Origin of the sequence: Streptomyces achromogenes, from assembly GCF_030816715.1 — a bacterium.
GTDB classification, from domain to species: domain Bacteria; phylum Actinomycetota; class Actinomycetes; order Streptomycetales; family Streptomycetaceae; genus Streptomyces; species Streptomyces achromogenes_A.
Window position 1 is genome coordinate 7,281,488 of record NZ_JAUSYH010000001.1, and the last position, 21,759, is coordinate 7,303,246.

Annotated in this window: 15 protein-coding genes; 10 read left to right on the forward strand and 5 right to left on the reverse strand. The window is 72.2% G+C overall.

Translation table 11 applies throughout. The features are described from left to right. Window positions 1-22: 22 nt before the first annotated feature. The gene (locus tag QF032_RS32590; RefSeq protein ID WP_307047404.1) at window positions 23-769 is read right to left on the reverse strand and encodes a hypothetical protein; all 747 of its coding nucleotides are present in this window, start codon (window positions 767-769) and stop codon (window positions 23-25) included. 143 nt (window positions 770-912) lie between these two features. Here QF032_RS32590 and ggt point away from each other — a divergent pair, with 143 nt between their 5' ends. Continuing rightward, window positions 913-2,724: a gamma-glutamyltransferase gene (gene ggt / locus QF032_RS32595; RefSeq protein ID WP_307047407.1), complete on the forward strand. Its 1,812-nt coding sequence runs from the start codon at window positions 913-915 to the stop codon at window positions 2,722-2,724. Window positions 2,725-2,727: 3 nt separating this feature from the next. Here the strand turns inward: ggt and QF032_RS32600 are convergent, their stop codons facing one another. Both QF032_RS32600 and map read right to left on the reverse strand, forming a co-directional pair. Continuing rightward, window positions 2,728-5,277, reverse strand: a complete 2,550-nt coding sequence (locus QF032_RS32600) for an ATP-dependent Clp protease ATP-binding subunit (RefSeq protein WP_307047409.1) — start codon at window positions 5,275-5,277, stop codon at window positions 2,728-2,730. A gap of 346 nt (window positions 5,278-5,623) precedes the next feature. Continuing rightward, entirely contained in the window at window positions 5,624-6,394 is a 771-nt protein-coding gene (gene map, locus QF032_RS32605) for a type I methionyl aminopeptidase (protein ID WP_306947703.1), read from the reverse strand. A gap of 32 nt (window positions 6,395-6,426) precedes the next feature. Between map and QF032_RS32610 the strand changes: the two genes are divergently transcribed. The 9 genes from QF032_RS32610 (at window position 6,427) to QF032_RS32650 (ending at window position 17,751) form a co-directional block, all read left to right on the forward strand. Continuing rightward, window positions 6,427-6,687: a helix-turn-helix domain-containing protein gene (locus QF032_RS32610; protein ID WP_306947702.1), complete on the forward strand. Its 261-nt coding sequence runs from the start codon at window positions 6,427-6,429 to the stop codon at window positions 6,685-6,687. A gap of 214 nt (window positions 6,688-6,901) precedes the next feature. After that, entirely contained in the window at window positions 6,902-8,491 is a 1,590-nt protein-coding gene (locus QF032_RS32615) for a hypothetical protein (RefSeq protein ID WP_307058830.1), read from the forward strand. A gap of 181 nt (window positions 8,492-8,672) precedes the next feature. Further along, complete coding sequence (locus QF032_RS32620; RefSeq protein WP_307047412.1) at window positions 8,673-9,515, forward strand: nitrilase-related carbon-nitrogen hydrolase; 843 nt, start codon at window positions 8,673-8,675, stop codon at window positions 9,513-9,515. After that, complete coding sequence (locus tag QF032_RS32625) at window positions 9,512-10,795, forward strand: aspartate aminotransferase family protein (protein ID WP_307058832.1); 1,284 nt, start codon at window positions 9,512-9,514, stop codon at window positions 10,793-10,795. Before QF032_RS32620 ends, QF032_RS32625 begins: the two co-directional genes overlap by 4 nt. A 30-nt stretch (window positions 10,796-10,825) precedes the next feature. Beyond that, window positions 10,826-12,409, forward strand: a complete 1,584-nt coding sequence (locus QF032_RS32630; protein ID WP_307058833.1) for a PucR family transcriptional regulator — start codon at window positions 10,826-10,828, stop codon at window positions 12,407-12,409. 190 nt (window positions 12,410-12,599) lie between these two features. Beyond that, on the forward strand, window positions 12,600-13,442 hold the full coding sequence (locus QF032_RS32635) for a nitrilase-related carbon-nitrogen hydrolase (protein ID WP_306947697.1): 843 nt from the start codon (window positions 12,600-12,602) through the stop codon (window positions 13,440-13,442). Window positions 13,443-13,553: 111 nt separating this feature from the next. Beyond that, window positions 13,554-14,957: a dihydropyrimidinase gene (hydA, locus tag QF032_RS32640; RefSeq protein ID WP_307058835.1), complete on the forward strand. Its 1,404-nt coding sequence runs from the start codon at window positions 13,554-13,556 to the stop codon at window positions 14,955-14,957. A gap of 11 nt (window positions 14,958-14,968) precedes the next feature. Continuing rightward, on the forward strand, window positions 14,969-15,988 hold the full coding sequence (locus QF032_RS32645; protein ID WP_307058836.1) for a TIGR03842 family LLM class F420-dependent oxidoreductase: 1,020 nt from the start codon (window positions 14,969-14,971) through the stop codon (window positions 15,986-15,988). Window positions 15,989-16,221: 233 nt separating this feature from the next. Further along, complete coding sequence (locus QF032_RS32650) at window positions 16,222-17,751, forward strand: NCS1 family nucleobase:cation symporter-1 (protein WP_307058838.1); 1,530 nt, start codon at window positions 16,222-16,224, stop codon at window positions 17,749-17,751. Window positions 17,752-18,035: 284 nt separating this feature from the next. On the opposite strand, the gene QF032_RS32655 is transcribed toward QF032_RS32650, so the two are convergent. Together QF032_RS32655 and QF032_RS32660 are read right to left on the reverse strand one after the other, a co-directional pair. Then, window positions 18,036-18,704 (reverse strand): hypothetical protein, encoded by a 669-nt coding sequence (locus QF032_RS32655; protein WP_307058840.1) that lies wholly within the window; start codon window positions 18,702-18,704, stop codon window positions 18,036-18,038. A 242-nt stretch (window positions 18,705-18,946) separates the two neighbouring features. Then, window positions 18,947-21,499 carry a glycoside hydrolase family 32 protein gene (locus QF032_RS32660; protein ID WP_307058841.1) on the reverse strand — a complete coding sequence of 851 codons (2,553 nt, stop codon included), beginning with the start codon at window positions 21,497-21,499 and terminating at the stop codon, window positions 18,947-18,949. Window positions 21,500-21,759 lie beyond the last annotated feature (260 nt).

The window sequence follows — 21,759 nt, forward strand, 5'->3', positions numbered from 1 at the left end:
CCGGAGGTAACCCGCCGGTAAGTTACGTGCCAGTAACGATTGTCGCCTCCGGCAGGGGAGCCTGCGCCTGCCGCGTCACGTCGTCCACCAGCTCGACCACGTCGGGCCCGTACGCATGGGAGTTGACGACCTTCAGCAGCAGCACGAAGGAGCCGTCCCCGTACTTGCGGGCCAGCCGCTCGTGACGGCGGACGAGATAGCGGGTGGCGGCCTGGTTGTTGATGGCCCGTTGGCCGCAGAACAGGAACACCGGCCGGGCCCCTCGCCGCCGCCCCGCGGTGAGCCGCGCCAGCAGGACGAACTCGGTGACCCCCGACTCCATCCGGTAGTGCTCCGCGCCGATCTGGAACGCCAGCCGGTCCGGGCCCGGTTCCCGGTCGGTGTTGACCCGCACCCCCGGCAGCAGGGCCTGGATGTGCGCCGCCATACGCCTGTTCGAGCCCGGCCCGCCGACGCAGAACTCCGTTCGCTCCCCGAAACCCTGCCGGGCCGCGTCCTGGGTGACCACCTCGGCGCCCGCGCCGCAGTCCTTGATCAGCGCGGCGAGCTCCAGGAGGGCGAACACGTCGTGCCGGTGCACCGCGAGGTCGGCGCTGCCCGCGTCGCGGTTGACGACGAGCAGGCACTCGGAGTTCTCGGGCAGCCCGAAGAACGCCTGCTTGCGCCGGAGTCTGCGGCGCCACAGGTAGGTCCGGGTGACCCAGCCGAGCGCGGCGCTGATGCCCGCCGCGATGACGCCCAGGGCGATGTTGCGCACGTCGTCGTTCATGGGCGCGCATGGTAGCGGGCGAGCACGCCTGAGGCGTACCCGTGTTCGAGGTGTGGCAGTCGTATGACAGTGCCCGGAAGGTGCCTGTCGAGGCCCGGCGAATGTGGTTACGCTGCGCGGACGGTCCCGCACTGGAGGTACGGATGCGTCGCCCTGTCGCGCGGAAGCTGTCGGTCCTGGCGGTCTCGGCCGCCGTGGTCACGGTGGGGGCCGCCGCGCCACCCGCCCCACAGAGAGCCCCTGTTGCCAAGGTCCCGGTCGCCGTCGGCTACGGCGGAGCCGTCGCCAGCGTCGACGCGGACGCCTCGGCGGCCGGCATCGAGGTGCTGCGGGGGGGCGGCAACGCCGTCGACGCGGCCGTCGCCACCGCCGCCGCCCTCGGTGTCACCGAGCCCTACTCGGCCGGTGTCGGCGGAGGCGGCTACTTCGTCTACTACGACGCCAAGTCCCGCAGTGTGCACACCATCGACGGCCGCGAGAGGGCGCCGCTGACCGCGGACTCCGGCCTCTTCCTGGAGAACGGCAAGCCGCTCGCCTTCGCCGACGCCGTCAGCAGCGGCCTCGGCGTCGGCACGCCGGGCACACCCGCCACCTGGGCGACCGCCCTGTCCCGCTGGGGCAGCGAACGGCTCGGCACGGTCCTCAAGCCCGCCGAGCGGCTGGCCCGCGACGGCTTCACCGTCGACGACACCTTCCGCTCCCAGACCGCGGCCAACGAGACACGCTTCCGCTACTTCCCGGACACCGCCGAGCTGTTCCTGCCCGGCGGCCGGCTGCCGGTCGTCGGCTCCACCTTCAAGAACCCCGATCTCGCCCGCACCTACCAGGAGTTGGGGAAGAAGGGCGTCGACGCGATCTACCGCGGCGACCTCGGCAAGGACATCGTCAGCACGGTGAACCATCCGCCCGTGGACCCGGCCTCGGGCTGGAACGCGCGGCCCGGCGACCTGACCGTCAAGGACCTCGCCGCCTACCGGGCCAAGCTCCAGGCGCCCACCCGGACGTCGTACCGCGGCCTCGGCGTCTACTCCATCGCGCCCTCCTCCTCGGGCGGCACGACCGTGGGCGAGGCCCTCAACATCCTCGAGCGGACGAACCTGTCGAAGGCGAGCGAGACGCAGTACCTGCACCACTTCATCGAGGCCAGCAGGATCGCGTTCGCGGACCGCGGGCGCTGGGTCGGCGACCCCGCCTTCGAGGACGTCCCGACAAGGCAGCTGCTGTCGCAGCGGTACGCCGACTCGCGCGCCTGCCTCATCAAGGACGACGCCGTCCTCACCAGCCCCCTCGCGCCCGGCGACCCGCGCAGGCCGGCCGCCTGCGCCACCGGCGGCACGGCGGCCCCGACGACGTACGAGGGCGAGAACACCACGCACCTCACCGTCGCCGACAAGTGGGGCAACGTCGTCTCCTACACGCTCACCATCGAGCAGACCGGCGGCAGCGGCATCACCGTCCCCGGCCGCGGCTTCCTCCTCAACAACGAGCTGACCGACTTCTCCTTCGCCCCGGCCGACCCGGCCGTGCACGACCCGAACCTGCCCGGCCCCGGCAAGCGGCCGCGCTCGTCGATCTCGCCGACGATCGTGCTGGACAAGCACGACAGGCCGGTCGTGGCACTGGGATCGCCCGGCGGCGCCACCATCATCACCACCGTGCTGCAGACCCTGACCGAGTTCCTCGACCGCCGGCTGCCGCTCGTCGACGCGATCGCCGCGCCGCGCGCCAGCCAGCGCAACGCCGCCCAGACGGAACTGGAGCCCGCCCTCTACGACGACACCTCCCCGGGCGGCCTGCGGGCCCGGCTCGAGGCCATCGGCCACTCCTTCAAGCGCAACCCCGAGATCGGCGCGGCGACGGCCGTGCAGCGGCTGCCCGACGGCAGGTGGCTGGCCGCCGCCGAGACCGTACGGCGCGGCGGCGGATCGGCGCAGGTCGTGCACCCGGCACGGTAGGGGTCACAACTCGGCGACCGGGACGGGCGGCGGGGTGCGGAACGCGAGCCGTCCGTCCTCGACCTCCACCCGCACCCGGTCGCCCTGCCCCACCCGGCCGTCGAGCAGCAGCCGCGAGAGCTGGTTGTCGACCTCGCGCTGGATGGTGCGGCGCAGCGGGCGGGCGCCGTACTCGGGCTGGTAGCCGCGCTCGGCGAGCCAGTCGACGGCCCCGTCGGCGAACTCGACCGTGACGCCCTGCGCCTGCGCCAGCCGGCGGGTGCCCTCCAGCAGCAGGTCGGTGATCTGCCGCAGTTGCCCGTCGGTGAGCCGACGGAAGACGACCACCTCGTCGATCCGGTTCAGGAACTCCGGCCGGAAGTGCTCGCGCAGCGGCCGCAGCACCCGCTCCCGCCGCGCCTCGTCGCCGGCCTCGCCGCCGCCCGGCCCGAAGCCGATGCCGGCGCCGCGTCGGGTGATCTCCTCCGAACCCAGGTTGCTGGTCATCACGATCACGGTGTGGGTGAAGTCGACCCTGCGGCCCTGGGAGTCGGTGAGGCGGCCGTCGTCGAGGACCTGCAACAGGACGTTGAAGACGTCCGGGTGGGCCTTCTCCACCTCGTCGAGCAGCAGCAGCGAGTACGGGTGCCGGCGCACGACCTCCGTGAGCTGCCCGGCCTCCTCGTGGCCGACGTAGCCGGGCGGGGCGCCCACCAGCCGGCTGACGGTGTGCCGTTCCTGGTACTCGCTCATGTCGAGCCGGACCATCCGCTCCTCGCTGCCGAACAGCGCCTCGGCGAGCGCCCGGGCCAGCTCCGTCTTGCCGACGCCGGTCGGACCGAGGAACAGGAAGCTGCCGATCGGCCGGGCGGGGCTCGCGAGGCCGGCCCGGGAGCGCAGCACCGCGTCGGAGACGACCCGTACGGCCTCCTCCTGGCCGACCACCCGTTCGTGCAGATGCTCCTCGAGGGTGAGCAGCCGGTCCTTCTCCTCCTGGGTGAGCCGGGCGACGGGGATGCCGGTCTGCCGGGACACGACCTCGGCGACGGCCTCCGCGGTGACCTCGAGATGCCGGCCGTCGTCGGAGGCGTCCTCGCCGCCGGTGTCCGCGACGCGCTGCTTCAGCTCGACGATGCGGTCCCGCAGGCGGGTGGCCTCCTCGTACTGTTCGTCCGCGACCGCCCGGTCCTTGTCGCGGGCGAGGTCCTCGATCTCGCGCTCCAACGCCCGCACGTCGGTGCCCTTGGCGCGGGAGCCGAGCCGCACCCGGGCGCCGGCCTGGTCGAGGAGGTCGATGGCCTTGTCGGGGAGCCGACGGTCGGTGAGGTGGCGGTCGGACAGCTCCACGGCCGCCACCAGCGCCTCGTCGGCGTAACGGACCTGGTGGTGGGCCTCGTAGCGGTCGCGCAGCCCGCGCAGGATCTCCAGCGCGTCCGCGACGGACGGCTCCGGGACGAGGATCGGCTGGAAGCGGCGGGCGAGCGCCGCGTCCTTCTCGATGCGCCGGAACTCCTCCAGCGTCGTCGCGCCGACGATGTGCAGCTCGCCGCGGGCCAGCGGCGGCTTGAGGATGTTCGCGGCGTCCATCGCCCCGCTGTCGCCGCCCCCGCCCGCGCCGACGACGGTGTGCAGCTCGTCGATGAACACGATCAGCCGGTCGGAGTGCGCGCGGATCTCGTCGACGACGGTGTTCAGCCGTTCCTCGAAGTCGCCGCGGTAGCGGGTGCCCGCGACCACGCCGGTCAGGTCGAGGGCGACCACGCGCCGGGAGACGAGCACGTCCGGCACGTCCCCCTCGGCGATCCGCTGGGCGAGCCCCTCCACGACGGCGGTCTTGCCGACGCCGGCGTCGCCGATCAGCACCGGGTTGTTCTTGCCGCGCCGGGAGAGGACCTCGATGGTCTGTTCGATCTCGTCGTCCCGGCCGATCACCGGGTCGATGCGCCCCTGGCGGGCCAGCTCGGTCAGGTCGCGGCCGTACTTGTCCAGGGTGGGCGTGGCGGTGGACCGCTGCCCGTCGGAGGCGTGGGCCGGACCGCCCGCGTCCGTGGCCTCGGACGGCAGCCCCGTGGCGGCGAAGCGGGCCGCGTTGAGGATGTGTCCGGCCGCGGAGTCCGGGTTGGCGGCGAGGGCGCCGAGCACGTGCTCCGGGCCGATGTGGCCCGCGCCGCGGCTGCGTGCCAGATCGTGCGCGTCCAGCAGGGCCCGTTTGGCGGCGGGCGTCAGGGACAGCGAGGTGGGCGGCGGCGCCTCGCCCGGCGGATACTGCACCGGTCCCGACCGCTCGTCTATCGCCGTCGCCAGGGAGTCGGGGTCGGCGCCCGCCCGGCTGAGCAGCGAACGCGTGGGCTCTGCGGAAAGGGCCGCCCGCAGCAGGTGCTCGGTGTCCAGGTCGCGGCTGCCGTGCTCCGCGGCGTACTGGGCGGCGCCGCGGACGAGCTCGCGCGCGGGCCTGCTGAGGAGCTGGCCGATGTTGATCTGGCGGGGGCCGGGGCGAGGCCCGCCGAAGAAGCGGGCCAGGAACTCGCCGAAGGGGTCGCCGTAGCCCTCCGGGCCGTTGAAGCCGCTGGTCATGGCGTTCCGTTCGATCGACGTGCGATGCGGTGCCGGGTGCCCTCGGCTGGGGCTTACCCCCACCTTCGCACGGTCGCCCACCGCGGGCACGCGCAGGAAAACCGAACCGGATCGGGGCCGCTGCCGCCCGGCGGGGGCCCGCGCGGTGCGCTCACGGCACCCAGCCACGAGCCGGGGGCCGGGCGGGTCGTTCCGCCTCGTGGCTCGTGGCTCGTGGCTCGTGGCTCGTGGCTCGTGGCCTCGTGGCCTCGTGGCCTCGTGCCCTCGTGTCCGAGCCGCGGGGCGGCCGTGTCGTGACCTCGCGTCCGAACCGGGGACCTGCCCCGCCCTGCCCCCGTCGGTGCGGTTACCGGCGCTCGGTCAGCACCCTCGGCCCGCTGTTCGTGATCGCCACCGTGTGCTCGGCGTGGGCCGCGCGCGAGCCGTCGTTCGTGCGCAGGGTCCAGCCGTCCGGGGCCGCGTGGTAGCCGTCGGTGCCGCCCGCGATCAGCATGGGCTCGATGGCGATGACCATGCCGTGGCGGAGCGGGAGACCACGGCCCGGGCGGCCCTCGTTGGGGACCGCCGGATCCTCGTGCATGTGGCGGCCGATGCCATGGCCCCCGAAGCCGTCCGGGATGCCGTAGCCCGCCGCCCGGCACACCGTTCCGATGGCGTGCGCGATGTCGCCGACGCGATTGCCGACGACCGCCGCCTCGATGCCGGCCGCCAGGGCCCGCTCGGCCGTCTCGATCAGCCGGACGTCCGCCGGGCGGGCCCTGCCCACGATGAAGCTGACGGCCGAGTCGCCCGCCCAGCCGCCCAGTTGCGCGCCGAAGTCGAGCGAGACGAGGTCGCCGTCGCGCAGCCGGTAGCGGGTGGGGATGCCGTGCACGATCGCCTCGTTCACCGACGCGCAGAGCACCGCCGGGAACGGCGTGGGCGCGAACTCCGGGCGGTAGCCGAGGAACGGCGACGTGGCGCCCGCCGCCCGCAGCACGTCGTGGGCCAGCTCGTCCAGCTCCAGCAGGGAGACGCCGACGCCGGCGGCCTCCCGCACGGTCGTCAGGGCGCGGGCGACCACCTGGCCCGCCTCGTGCATGGCGTCGATCGATGTGTCCGTCTTCAGTTCCACCATGCCAATTACTATACCGGTATTAGAATGGCGGCATGGTGCGTACCCCCCTCACCCCTGAAGAGCACGAGCGCGGCGAGCGGCTCGGCCGGCTGCTGCGCGAGGCGCGTGGCGGCCGGAGCATGGCCGAGATCGCGGCGAGCGCGGGAATCTCCGCCGAGACCCTCCGCAAGATCGAGACCGGCCGCGCGCCCACCCCGGCGTTCTTCACCGTCGCCGCGCTCTCCCGCGTGCTCGGCCTGTCGATGGACGAGCTGGCCGGGCTGTGCTCGCCGGCGGCCGTGGGATCCGTGTGATCCGGGGGACCGTGCGATCCGCGAGGCCGTGTGATCTGCGGGGTCGTGTGCTCCGCGGGGCCGTCGCGGACCCACCCGATCCCCCGGGGAGGCCCTGGGTCAAGATTGCGCCATGTCGCCGCCGCGTCCGCTTGGAAAACTGGTCGTAGCCGCGCTGTAACACGGCTGGTGTTTTCTACGAGCCGGAGTGTTCCGGTCGGGCGGGAGACAAACGATGGCTGTGGAACAACTCCCGGGCAGGGTGCGGGAGTTCGCGAGCTACCTGAACGCGCTGCTGGCGCGCCTCGACCAGGGCGCCGGCTGGTGCGCGGTCTTCTGGCAGCGCGACCCCGACGGCATGCGGGCCTGCCTCGACGGCCATGAGGTGCCGCCCTGGGACGTCATGGAGGCGGTGCTCCAGGACCTCGCCGCCGCTTACGGCGCCGCGGCCGCCGCGCAGGAGACGCCGCGGGCCCGGTCCCTGCACGCCGCCGCGCTCGCCGCCCACGACGCCCGTCCCGGTGGCCGTGACGCCCTGGGGGACCGGCTCGACGTCATGCTCCGCGAACAGCGCTATGCCGCCGAACGGCAGGCCGACCTGGGGCGTCGGCTCGCCTCGGCGACCACCCGGGAGCAGGCCGACGCCTTCCGTCTGGACCTCGCCTGGGCCCACGACGATCACGAACGGGCCACCGCCCGGTGCGCCGAGCTCCGTCGCCGGATGGCCGAGGCGGACCGCCTCCCGGAAGCCGGCGCGCCCCCGGGCCGCACCGGCCCCACGGTCGACGCGCACGACCCACGGCACCCGCGCGACGCACCGCACCCGCACGACAGGGGCCACGGGCACGACAGGGGCCACGGGCACGACACGGGCAGCGCTCACGACGAACGGATCGCATACGACACGCGGACGGCGTACGACGCGCGCGCTGCCGGAGCGCCCGAGGCGCGAGCCACGCCCGACCCGGCATCCGACCCTGCCTTCGACCCTGCCTTCGACCCGGCGCCCGGCCCTGCCTTCGACCCGGCGCCCGAACCGGACTCCGCTCCCGCCGCCGCTCCGGCCGCCGTGCCCAAGCAGCGCAAGCGCCGCCGAGGCAGCGCGCGGTTCGCCGGCATGGCCGAGGAGACCGAGGTCGCCCCCCTCGCCGTACCGCCCACCTCCGCCGCCGCCCCCGCCCCCGGGCCCGTCGAACCCGCGCCCGCTCGCCGCACCCTGCGGGGCGCCCGCTTCGCCGGAGCGGCCGAGACGCCGGGCGGGCGGTCCTCCGAGCCGCGGCGCGAGGCGCTGGACGCGACGGCCCGCAGGGAGACCGTCGAGGCGGTCCGGCATCTGGTGCGCCTGCGCGCCGAAGGGCGCAGCGGGGAGGCGCACGCCCTGCTCGTCGACCTCGCCGCGCTGCCCGCCGCGCGCATCCCGCTGCTCGCGGCGGAGCTCCAGCGCGCCGGGCTCACCGCGGACTGGACCACCCTGCTCTGGGAGGCCGCCTCCCTGCCCGCCGACCGGCTGGTCGCCGCGGCCGACGCGCTGGTCGCGGTGGGGCGCACGGCCGACGGGGAGCAGATCCTGCGGCAGGGCGTGGCCAGGCCGGCGGAGGAGATCGGGCAGGGCGTCCTCGGCCTGGTCCGGGAGGGACGGCGGCGCGAGGCCCGCGCGCTGCTCGACGCCTACGTCCGGGTCCGCACCCCCGAGGAGGCCGCCCGCAGCGCCGCCCCGGACCCGCAGACCCTCGTCCCGCTGCTGCTCGAGGCCGCCCGGGACGCCTCGGAGGAACGCCACTGGGACCTGGTGCACGCCCTTCGTGTCGCGGGGTTCACCGCCTGACCGGCGCCGCACCCGTTGCGCCGGACGCACCGCGACTCACCCACAGGGGTGTGAAACGCGATCGACTCCGCGGGTTGACGACGATGGTCTTGGCAAGCCCGTCCAGGAGGCTTACGTTCGTCCCTCTACGACCTTCGTCTACGGGCGTAGAGGCTCTGACGTCCCGTCGAAGGAGCAGCTCATGGCCAACGTCGTACGTGCCGCACTGGTCCAGGCCACCTGGACCGGCGACACCGAGTCCATGGTGGCGAAACACGAGGAGCACGCCCGCGAGGCGGCCCGCCGGGGCGCGAAGATCATCGGGTTCCAGGAGGTGTTCAACGCTCCCTACTTCTGTCAGGTCCAGGAGCCTGAGCACTACCGCTGGGCGGAGCCGGTCCCGGACGGGCCGACCGTGCGCCGCATGCGGGACCTCGCCCGCGAGACGGGCATGGTGATCGTCGTGCCGGTCTTCGAGGTCGAGCAGTCCGGCTTCTACTACAACACCGCCGCCGTGATCGACGCCGACGGCTCCTACCTCGGCAAGTACCGCAAGCACCACATCCCCCAGGTGAAGGGCTTCTGGGAGAAGTACTACTTCCGGCCGGGAAACATCGGCTGGCCGGTGTTCGACACGGCCGTCGGCCGGGTCGGCGTGTACATCTGCTACGACCGCCACTTCCCCGAGGGCTGGCGGCAGCTGGGCCTCAAGGGCGCGCAGCTGGTCTACAACCCGTCCGCCACCCACCGCGGCCTCTCCGCCCACCTGTGGCAGCTGGAGCAGCCCGCGGCCGCCGTCGCCAACGAGTACTTCGTCGCCGCGATCAACCGGGTCGGCGTCGAGGAGTACGGCGACAACGACTTCTACGGGACGTCGTACTTCGTCGACCCGCGCGGCAAGTTCGTCGGCGACGTCGCGAGCGACAAGGACGAGGAACTCGTGGTCCGCGACCTCGACTTCGACCTCGTCGAGGAGGTCCGACAGCAGTGGGCCTTCTACCGCGACCGCCGCCCCGACGCCTACGAAGGGCTGGTGCAGCCGTGAGCGACCTCCACGCCCGGCACCGGAGCGTCCTGCCCGACTGGCTCGCCCTCTACTACGAGGAGCCGCTGGAGATCACCCACGGCGAGGGCCGGCACGTCTGGGACTCCGAGGGCAACAAGTACCTCGACTTCTTCGGCGGCATCCTCACCACCATGACCGCGCACGCGCTGCCCGAGGTCACCAAGGCGGTCGCCGAGCAGGCCGGGCGGATCGTCCACTCCTCGACGCTCTACCTCAACCGGCCCATGGTCGAGCTCGCCGAGCGGATCGCCCACGTCAGCGGCATCCCCGACGCCCGGGTCTTCTTCACCACCTCGGGCACCGAGGCCAACGACACCGCGCTGCTGCTCGCCACCGCCCACCGGCGCAGCAACACCGTGCTGGCGATGCGCAACAGCTACCACGGCCGTTCCTTCAGCGCGGTCGGCATCACCGGCAACCGCGGCTGGTCCCCGACCTCGCTGTCACCGTTGCAGACGGTGTACGTGCACGGCGGGGTCCGCGGCCGAGGACCGTTCGCCGGCCTCGACGACGCCGCGTTCATCGACGCCTGCGTCGCCGACCTCAAGGACCTGCTCGGCCACACCCGCCCGCCCGCCGCCCTGATCGCCGAGCCCATCCAGGGGGTCGGCGGGTTCACCTCGCCGCCCGACGGCCTGTACGCGGCCTTCCGCGAGGTGCTGGACGAACGCGGCATCCTGTGGATCGCCGACGAGGTGCAGACCGGCTGGGGCCGCACCGGCGAGCACTTCTGGGGCTGGCAGGCGCACGGCCGAAACGGTCCGCCGGACATCGTCACCTTCGCCAAGGGCATCGGCAACGGCATGTCCGTCGGCGGCGTCATCGCCCGCGCCGAGATCATGAACTGCCTGGACGCCAACAGCATCTCCACCTTCGGCGGCACCCAGATCACCATGGCAGCCGCTCTCGCCAACCTCTCCTACCTGCTGGAACACGACCTCCAGGGCAACGCCCGGCGGGTCGGTGGCCTGCTCATCGAGCGGCTGCGGGCCGGCGCCGCCCAGGATCCGGGCGTGCGGGAGGTGCGCGGGCGCGGCCTCATGATCGGCGTGGAGCTGACCCGGCCGGGCACCGGCCTGGCCGACCCGGACCGGGCGTGCGCCGTGCTGGAGGCGGCCCGCGCCGACGGGCTGCTGATCGGCAAGGGCGGCGGCCACGACACCAGCGCCCTGCGCGTCGCCCCGCCGCTGTCCCTGACCGTGGCGGAGGCCGAAGAGGGCGCCGCGATCCTCGAAAGCGCGCTGAGGAGCACGCGATAGCGCAGGCCTGAGCCAAGGGAACACATCGCCATGACCATTGCTCTGGAGCCCTGGGGGCCCGTGGAGCCGCTGGAGCCCGCCCTGTCGGTCCGTCAGGTCCTGTCCCTGGAAAGGGTCCTGGCCGGCGAGCCCGAAGTGGTGGCGGGCGCCGACCGGCTCGACCGGCCGGTGCGCTGGGTGCACGTCGCCGAGGCCGCCGACGTCGGCGTGATGCTGACCGGCGGCGAGATGGTCCTCACCACCGGGGTGCTGCTCGCCGGCGACGAGAGCGCGCAGACCGAGTACGTCCGCTCCCTGCACCGTGCCGAGGCCGCGGCCGTGGTGCTGGGCCTCGGACGGGCGTTCCCGACCACGCCCGACGCGATGCGGCGGGCCGCCGAACGGTGCGGGCTGCCGATGATCGTGCTCCACCGCCCCTTCCCCTTCGCCGAGTTGACGGAGGAGGTGCAGTCCCGGCTGGTGCGGCGCAAGTTCGCCGCCGTCAGCCTCTCGGAGGCCGTGCGGACCGCGCTCACCGCGCTGATCACCGCGGGAGCCCCGCTGCAACTGCTGCTCGACGAGATCGCCCAGCACGCCGCCTGCCCCGTCGTCGTCACCAACCTCGCCCACCGGGTGCTGGCCACGGCGGGGGAGCGGCCGGCGGTCGACGACGTGCTGCGGGACTGGGAACGCATCGCCCGCCAGGCCGGCGGCACCGAGGGAGACGGCTGGATCCGCGCCGAACTCGGCGGCCGCGGCGAACGCTGGGGGCAGATCATGCTCTGCGGCCACCGCGGCGACACCGCGGGCGGACGGCTGCTCGCCGACCGGGCCGCCGAGGCGCTGGTGCTGCACCGCATGCTCGGCGGCGCCTCCGCCCACACCTGGGAGGAACAGTCCGCGCAGAGCCTGCTCACCGACCTGGTCTCCGGCGTCGTCCCGGCGCGCCATCTGCTGCCCCGGGCCCGGGCGGCGGGCCTCCCGGTCAACCGGCGCACCTTCGTGCCGCTCGTCGTGCGGGACGTCGCGCTCGACCGTCTCGAGCGCGTGCTGCGGTTGCTGGGGCTGCCGGGACTGGTCGCGGAACTCGCGGACGGGGCGACGGCGGTGCTGCTCAGCCTCGCCCGCGACCAGGACGCCGAGGCGCTCGCCGCCCACTTCGCGACCCGGTTGCGCACCGAGTCGGGCCGGCCCCGCACGGTCGTCGCGGCCGCCGACCCGCGGACCGTCTGGGACGAGGTGCCCGCCGGGCTGCGCGAGGCCCAGCACGTGGCGGACGCCGTGGCCGACTCGGCCGCCGTCCTCGACCTGCCGCTCGTCGTCCGCCTCAAGGACGTCCACCTGCGCGGACTGATCCGGCTGCTGCGGGACGACCCGCATGTGCAGTCGTTCGCCGAGCGGGAGCTGGACGGCCTGCTGTGCGCGGCCGGGGAGGACCTGCTCGCCGTCCTGCGGACGTATCTGGCCACCGGCCGCAACAAGTCCCGCACCGCCCAGCTCCACCACGTCTCCCGGCCGGCGCTGTACCGCCGGCTGGAGGCGATAGAGGGCCGGCTGGGCGTGGACCTCGACGACTTCGAGCAGGCCGCCTCGGTGCACATCGCGCTCCTCGCGCACGACGCGCAGCAGGGCTGACCGCCGCACCGCAGGTGCACGTGAAACAGCTGAGAAACATGGAACGACCTGGGAAAACGGTGGTGAAACATGGGTCCGGGAAGACGTGACACGGTGACACGCCGGACGCGTGCAGGCGTGACACCGTGCAACTCAAAGCGGGCCGGTCGGCTTCCTAGGCTCCTCGTACACCGAGCGACCGGAGGTCCCGATGAGCAGAGTGATCCGTGCCGCCGTCTTCCAGACGGCCTGGACCGGCGACAAGGAATCGATGATCCAGGTGCACGAGCAGGCGGTCCGCGACGCGGCCGCGCAGGGTGCGCAGGTGCTGTGTTTCCAGGAGCTGTTCTACGGACCCTACTTCTGCCAGGTCCAGGACCCGCAGTTCTACGAGTACGCCGAACAGATCCCCGACGGCCCGATCGTCCAGCGTTTCCAGGCGCTCGCCAGGGAGCACGGCATCGTCCTGGTGCTGCCGATGTACGAGGAGGAGCAGCCCGGCGTCCTCTACAACACCGCGGCCGTGATCGACGCGGACGGTTCCTACCTCGGCAAGTACCGCAAGCACCACATCCCGCAGGTGAAGGGCTTCTGGGAGAAGTTCTACTTCCGCCCCGGGAACGCCGGCTGGCCGGTCTTCGAGACGGCCGTCGGGAAGATCGGCGTCTACATCTGCTACGACCGCCACTTCCCCGAGGGCTGGCGCGCGCTGGGACTCGAGGGCGCCGAGATCGTCTTCAACCCGTCGGCGACCTCCCGCGGTCTGTCCGCGTACCTGTGGCAGCTGGAGCAGCCGGCGGCGGCCGTCGCCAACGAGTACTTCGTCGGCGCGATCAACCGGGTCGGCGTCGAGGAGCTCGGCGACAACGACTTCTACGGGACCTCGTACTTCGTGGACCCGGAGGCCCAGTTCGTCGGGGAGGTGGCCAGCGACAAGGAGCCCGAACTCGTCGTCCGCGACCTCGACATGGCGAAGCTGCGCGCGGTCCGCGACCGCTGGCAGTTCTACCGCGACCGCCGTCCGGAGGCCTACGGCCCGCTGACCGCGCCGTAGCCGGCCGAGGCCCGGGTCGAGGCCGGGACCGCCGCCGGTCCGGTGCACGGAGGCCGGACCGGCGGCACCCTCAGACACGACGACAGCGTTGAACACGGCAGGAGAGGGAGAATGAGCAGCCGAACCGTCATCCGGGGTGGTCTCGTCATCACCGCGTCCGACGAGATCCACGCCGACGTCCTGATCGAGGACGGCCGCATCGCCGCCCTCGCCGCCTCCGGCACCCCGGCCGCCGGGGCCTGGACCGCCGAGAGGGTCATCGACGCCACCGGGAAGTACGTGATCCCGGGCGGGGTGGACGTCCACACCCACATGGAGCTGCCGTTCGGCGGCACCTTCGCCTCCGACACCTTCGAGACCGGCACCCGGGCCGCCGCCTGGGGCGGCACGACGACCATCGTCGACTTCGCGGTGCAGAGCGTCGGGCACAGCCTGCGCGAAGGCCTCGACGCCTGGCACGCGAAGGCCGAGGGCAACTGCGCGATCGACTACGGCTTCCACATGATCGTCTCCGACGTGAACCAGGACACGCTCAAGGAGATGGACCATCTGGTGGAGGAGGGCGTCACCTCCTTCAAGCAGTTCATGGCCTACCCCGGCGTCTTCTACAGCGACGACGGCCAGATCCTGCGCGCCATGCAGCGCTCCGCCGAGAACGGCGGACTGATCATGATGCACGCGGAGAACGGCATCGCCATCGACGTGCTGGTCGAACAGGCGCTGGCGCGCGGCGAGACGGATCCGCGCTACCACGGCGAGGTGCGCAAGGCCCTGCTGGAGGCCGAGGCCACCCATCGCGCGATCAAGCTCGCACAGGTCGCGAGCGCGCCGCTGTACGTGGTGCACGTATCGGCGATGGAAGCGGTTGCGGAACTGGCCAGGGCACGCGACGAAGGGCTGAACGTCTTCGGCGAGACCTGTCCGCAGTACCTGTTCCTGTCGACCGACAACCTCGCCGAACCCGGCTTCGAGGGCTCGAAGTACGTGTGCAGCACACCGCTGCGGCCCAAGGAGCACCAGGCCAAACTGTGGCAGGGCCTGCGGACCAACGACCTCCAGGTCGTCTCCACCGACCACTGCCCCTTCTGCTTCGAGGGCCAGAAGGAGCTCGGCCGGGGCGACTTCTCGAAGATCCCCAACGGGCTGCCGGGCGTCGAGAACCGTATCGACCTGCTCCACCAGGCCGTCGTCGACGGGCACATCAGCCGCCGCCGCTGGATCGAGATCGCCTGCGCCACCCCCGCCCGCATGTTCGGCATGTACCCCAAGAAGGGCACCATCGCCCCGGGCGCCGACGCCGACGTCGTGATCTACGACCCGCAGGCCGAGCAGACCGTCTCCGCCGAGACCCACCACATGAACGTCGACTACTCGGCCTACGAGGGCAGGCGGATCACCGGCCGCGTCGAGACGGTGCTGTCCCGGGGCGAACTCGTCATCACCGAGCGGGAGTACACCGGACACGCCGGGCACGGCGTCTACACCCCGCGCTCCACCTGCCAGTACCTCAACTAGGAGCAGCGCCCATGGACTTCGGACTCGTCCTGCAGACCGACCCGCCGGCCTCCAAGGTCGTCAGCCTGATGCAGCGCGCCGAACGGAACGGCTTCACCCACGGCTGGACCTTCGACTCGGCCGTGCTCTGGCAGGAACCGTTCGTGATCTACAGCCAGATCCTGGCGAACACCGAGAGGCTGACCGTCGGCCCCATGGTGACCAACCCGGGGACCCGCACCTGGGAGGTCACCGCCTCCACCTTCGCCACCCTCAACGACATGTTCGGCAACCGCACCGTCTGCGGCATCGGCCGCGGCGACTCCGCGATGCGCGTCGCCGGCCGCGCGCCCAACACCCTCGCCCGGATCAGCGAGGCCATGAAGGTGATCCGGGCGCTCGGCTCGGGCGGGGAGGCGGACCTCGGCGGGGCGGTCGTGCGGTTCCCCTGGATCAAGGACGACGCCCGGCTCCCCGTCTGGATGGCCGCGTACGGGCCGAAGGCGCTGAAGATGACCGGCGAGGAGGCCGACGGCTTCATCCTCCAGCTCGCCGACCTGTACCTCACCGAGTACATGGTGAAGGCCGTGAAGGACGCGGCGACCGCCGCCGGACGCGACCCGGGCGAGGTCAAGATCTGCGTGGCCGCCCCCGCGTACGTCACCGACGACGACTCGCCGCAGGCACTGGCCCACGCCCGCGAGCAGTGCCGGTGGTTCGGCGGCATGGTCGGCAACCACGTGGCCGACCTGGTGTCGAAGTACGGCGAGCACTCCGCCCAGGTCCCCGAGGAGCTCACCGACTACATCAAGGCCCGGCAGGGCTACGACTACTCGCACCACGGACGCAGCGACAACCCCGACACCGCGTTCGTGCCCGACGAGATCGTCGACCGGTTCTGCCTCGTCGGACCGGTCGAGAAGCACATCGAGAAGCTGAACGCCCTGCGCGACCTCGGCGTCGACCAGTTCGCGGTCTACGACATGCACGACGCGCAGGAGAAGGTCATCGACGCCTACGGCGCGACGGTCATCCCGGCGGTCAACAGCTGACCCTTCCCTCTCCCTGTTCCCTCCCGCGCCCGGCTTCCCACCGCTCAACCTCCCGGCTTCCCACCGCTCAACCTCCCACCTTCCCCCCGCTCCACCTCCCACCGCCCCCCTCCCCACCGCTCCCCTCCCCATCCCCCCACTCCAGTTCTCCCCTCCTCCACCGTCCGGGGAGGAGGGGGCCGGAGACCCCGCACGGCCTTTCCGGATCCACCCCTCGTTTGATTGGCCTGCTCATGACCGACACCGCTCCCACGGCCATACCGCCGACCGCCCAAGTCACCCTCGCCGACGGCCGGGTGGAGATCGCCCCTGGTTCGCCGCAGCCCAGCGGCCCTTACGCCAACGAGGACCTGCTCCCGGTCCCGGTGGAGAAGCGCACCTGGACCACGTACAACTTCTCCGCTCTGTGGGTCGGCATGGCCCACAACACGGCGTCGTGGACGCTGGCCTCCGGTCTGATCGCCGTCGGCATGGACTGGAAGCAGGCGGTGCTCACCATCGCCCTGGCCAACGTGATCGTGCTGGTGCCGATGCTGCTCACCGGGCACGCGGGACCCAAGTACGGCATCCCCTTCCCGGTCTTCGCCCGCGCCTCCTTCGGCATCCGCGGCGCCAACCTCCCCGCCGTGGTACGGGCGTTGGTGGCGTGCGGCTGGTTCGGCATCCAGACCTGGATCGGCGGTGAGGCGATCTACTTCCTCGCCGGGAAGCTGATCGGCGGCGGCTGGAGCGACGCCGGGAAGATCGGCGGCTACGCCTGGACCATGTGGCTGTCGTTCGCGATCTTCTGGGTGATCCAGGTCGCGATCATCTACCGGGGCATGGAGACGATCCGCCGCTTCGAGAACTGGGCGGCTCCCTTCGTCCTCGTCGGCGCGCTCGTCATGCTGATCTGGATGAGCAACAAAGCGGGCGGTTTCGGCCCGTTGCTGGACCAGCCCTCCAAGCTCGGCTGGGGCGGCGACTTCTGGAAGCTCTTCTGGCCATCCCTCATGGGCATGATCGGCTTCTGGTCCACACTGTCGCTGAACATCCCCGACTTCACCCGCTACGGTAAGTCGCAGAAGGCGCAGACCTGGGGACAGGCTCTCGGCCTCCCGACGACGATGACGTTGTTCGCGCTGCTGTCGGTGATGGTCACCTCCGGCTCGCAGGCCGTGTACGGCGAGACGATCTGGGACCCGGTACAGCTCGCCGCCAAGACGGACAACGCCGTCGGGCTGCTCTTCGCGCTGGTGACGGTGCTGGTGGCGACCCTGTCGGTGAACATCGCGGCCAACCTGGTGTCCCCGGCCTTCGACTTCTCCAACGTCGCACCCCGCAAGGTCAGTTTCCGCACCGGCGCACTCGCCACCTGCGTGCTCGGCGTGCTGATCTTCCCGTGGAAGCTGTACTCCGATCCGCAGGGCTACATCTTCACCTGGCTCGGCCTCGTCGGCGGTCTGCTGGGCACGGTCGCCGGCATCCTCATCGCCGACTACTGGATCCTGCGCCGCGGCAGACTCGACCTGACCGACCTGTACCGGGCCGGCGGCCGCTACTGGTACGACGGCGGCTGGAACTGGCGGGCCGTGGCCGCCTTCGTGACGGGCGGTGTCCTCGCGATCGGCGGCGCCAGCTTCAAGCCGCTGTTCGACGGCCGTCCGATCCCGGCGCTGGAACCGCTCGCCGACTACGGCTGGGCCGTCGGTCTGGGCACCTCGATCGTGGTGTACCTGGCCCTGATGCTGCCGCGCGGCCGACGGGAGGAGAGCACCGTCTGAGACGGGCGTCCCCGGCACGCGCGCATCCCCGCGCGCGTGCCGCAGGGCGCTGGTCCGCCGTTCGGGCGGCGTGACGCCAGGACGTCCGGCGTCGCCCCGGGCGCGGCGACGCACAGGCGCCCTGCCGTCCAAGTGCCGTGGCGCGCGGACGCGGTGAGGTGCAAGCGTGGTGAGTGATGACGCGCGGACGCGGTGAGGGCCGGGCCTCGTCACCCGTGACGCGCGGACGCCGTCCCCTGCACGCGCGATGTCGCGGCCCGGACGGGACGAACGGACCGCGCGGCTCAGGTCTTGCTGCCGCTCTGCAGGGCGGCCACCGCTTCCTTCGCGGCCTTGATCGCGCCCTTGTTGATCTCGTCGGTGGCGGGCGCCTTCTTCGTCTCGAAGTCGCTGCCGTTGTAGTTGACGATCACCAGCGCGTTGGCCACCCGCGCGATGACGACGCCCTCACGGGTCTGCTGCTTGTCCTCGGTGGTGAGGTTCACCACCGAGTAGCCCTCGTCGCCGAGCCCCGGAACCGCCCCGCCGCCGCTCTTCTCCGTGGTGCGCTCCTTGTACGAGCTCTGCGCCGCCTCGTCCGAATCCGCGATCTCGAAGGAGATGTCGAGCCAGCGGTAGTCGTAGCCCTTGAGCGCGTTCCAGGAACAGGTGCGGCGCAGGGCGGTGTCCGTGGACGGGATCTCCTTGCCCGCCGCCTTCGCGCCCGGCACGAGCGCGGCGACCGTCTTCACGGTCACCCCGGTGCACGGGGCGGGCGCGGCGGCGTAGGTCTTGGAGACGGCGGTGGAGGACGACCCGGACGCCTTGTCGGACTGGGTCTTCTGCGTGTCCTTGCTCGCGGTGTCCTGCGGTTCGTCGAGCGGGCCGGACGACATCGCCCAGCCCGCACACGCGAGCACGACCACCGGGGTCAGACGCGCGGTGAGGGCGAGCGGCAGTGGGAGAGAGCGCACGGAGCACTTTCGTGGGGGACGGTGCGGACGGGGTCCGCAGTGCGGACAGCAGACGCCAGTGTCACATGACTCCCTGTGGGGCGGAAGTGTGAACTCGCTCCGTGGCCGCGCGATGACGAAGGGGGCAGGATCTACCGGGACATCACGCCCTTTCGAGGCATGGGGGGCGCAGTGCCGATGCGGGGGCGGCGGGTGTGCGCCGGACGCCGCTCATGGCGTCCGGCGCACGGTCCCGGTGCCTGTCACGGCCAGATGGACTTCAGCTGCCACGCCTGCGTGCGGTCGAGGGTGGCGGTGCCGCCTTCGGCGAAGGCGCCGACGCCGTTGCTGGACGGGTCGGGGAAGACCTGGTCGGTGAGGGTGACCTGTTCGCCGCGCGTGTTCTCGGCGTAGACCTCGACGGAGGAGGCGTCGACGAGGACGTGCAGGCTCAGCCGGCCGCCGTGGAGATCGAGGGGAGCACGCTGGACGCCGGAGAAGGAGGGGGCGAAGTCGGTCGCGCCGGAGGCGGTGCGGTCGATGTAGACCTCGCCGGTGGTGGTGTCGTAGCCGATGCGGGTGCGCTGCCCGCCGCCGGTGCGGACGTCCAGACCGGAGCGGTCGGCGGTGCCGGGGGTGAGGTCCGCCTGGATCTCCAGGCTGCCGCCGTGCACCGGGAGCGGGACGGCGGTGTCCGCGACGCGGGTGCTCGGCACGCGGGTGCGGGCGCCACGCAGGGAGGCCAGTTCACCGACCGGCTGCTGGACCAACCGGACCCTGCCGTCCACCGTCTTCAGGGAGAGCCGGCGGGGGAAGGAGCCGGCGCTGCGCCACGGCGTGGTGGGGATGGCCTGCCCGTAGTCCCAGTTGTTCATCCAGGCGACCATGACCCGGCGGCCGCCGGGTGCGTCGGTCCAGGTGTTGGCGGCGTAGAAGTCCGCGCCGTAGTCGAGCCAGTGGGCGCGCCGGGTGGTGTTCAGGGCGGGCTTGTCGGCTGTGGTGAACTGGTCGGCGAGGACGTGTCCCCAGCCGCCGGAGTTGGCGTCCACTATCTGGATCCGGGCCTTCTTGCCCCGGTAGGCCACGGTGTTGAAGGACGCCCAGTCCAGGTTCTCGCTCTGGCCGCCGGTCGCGCTGTCCACGACCTTGCCGTCGACGAGCAGGTTGACCCCGGTCTCGGTGGAGGCGGGCTTGGCCTGGGTGTCGGAGAGGACGACCTGGTCGAGGTTGAGGTGGCCCCAGCCGCTCGTGTTGTCGTCCACGACCTTGATCCGGGCCTGCCTGCCCTGCAGGTCGGACAGATCCCAGGAGGCCCGTTTCAGGGCTTCGTCGTCGGATCCGGTGGCCGAGCGCACCACTTGGCCGTCCACGACGAGTTCCACCGCGGTGGGGGCGTCGGAGCTCGCGGGGTGATAGCCGCCGCCGATGAGGAAGTTCAGGTACTTCTTGTCGATGGTGAAGGCAGGCGAGGTCAGGGTGCCGGTGGAGGCGTCGCCGCCGTGGAAGCTGTTGGCCAGGCCGTTGCCGAGGTAGCCGGAGACCTGCTGCTGGTCGCCGACGGCGCCCTGGGCCGGTCCGGCGCCGAACGCCTCGCCGGTGGTGGTCCAGTCGCCGACGGGGCTGCTGTACGTGCTGCCCTCGAAGTCGGCCAGGGTCGCACCGGTGGGCGCCGGCTGGTCGCCCAGGACGGCGTCCGGGTCGTACGGGTGCATGCCGCCGCCGACCTTGAAGTTGATGTAGTTGCCGCTCACCGTGAACTCGGGCGAGGTCAGCGTGCCGGTGGAGGCGTCTCCGCCGTGGAAGCTGTCGGCGAAGGCCTTGCCCTCGAAGCCGGTGACCGGTGACTGCCCGTCCAGCGCAGCGGTCGCCGGCGCGCCGCCGAACGCGCTCCCGCCGGCCGTCCAGTCGCCGAACGAGCCGGACTCGAAGTCCTGCGTGACGGTGCCGCCCGGCGGGGTGTACGCGGTGCCGGCGTCGTCGGACGTGAACTTCTTGCCGTCGAAGTCGCCGACGAAGTACTGGGCGCCGGAGCCGCCCGCGATGCCGCCGGGGTTGAGGTTGACGGCCAGGACCCACTTGGTCTTCTTCGCGTCGCCGTCGACCGGGAGCGGGAACAGGTCCGGGCACTCCCACACCCCGCCGGTGGCGCCGGCCGGGCCGAAGTCGCTCTGGTGGGTCCAGTGCTTGAGGTCCGCCGAGCTGTAGAAGGCGATCTTGTGCTGGTCGGCGAGGGAGACGGCCATCAGCCAGCGCCGCGTGGGGGCGTACCAGAAGACCTTGGGGTCGCGGAAGTCGTTCGAGCCGATGTCGAGCACCGGGTTGCCGTGGTACTTGGTCCAGGTGGTGCCGCCGTCGGTGCTGTAGGCAAGGGCCTGCTGCTGCCTGCCGGAGGCCTTCTGCGCGCTGGTGTAGACGGCCACGAGCGGGGGGTTCTTCCTGGTCCCGAAGCCGGTGGCGTTGCTCGCGTCCAGGACGACGCTGCCGGAGAAGACCATCTCCTGGTCGTCCTGGGGGATGGCCACCGGGAGCTGCTTCCAGTGCACGAGGTCGGTGCTGACCGCGTGGCCCCAGGACATGTTGCCCCAGCTGTTGCCGGACGGGTTGTACTGGAAGAACAGGTGGTACTCGCCCTTGTAGTAGACGAGGCCGTTGGGGTCGTTCATCCAGTTCTGTGCCGGGGTGAAGTGGAACTGGGGGCGGTACGGCTCGTGGTAGAGCGTGTCGGCCACGGCGGGGGAGGCGGCGACCAGGCCGAGCCCGGACAGGACGGCCAGCGCGGCCAGGAGTCTGCGGCGCGGACGAAGGGTTCTGGACATGGCGCTCCTTGCGGGCGGGCGGACAGCGGCTCAGCCGTCGCAGGATCCGGCGGGTGCGGGTGCGGGTGCGGGTGCGGGTGCGGGTGCGGGTGCGGGTGCGGGTACGGGTACGGGTACGGGTACGGGTACGGGTGAGGGTGGCGCTGCACGCGGGTCGGTTGCGGGCGGCGGTCGGGGCCGTGGCCTCGTCCAAGGCCACGGTCGAACCCGCTGTGGGCAGCACGGCCCGGGCGGCTCCAGCGCCATGGCTGGAAACGTTT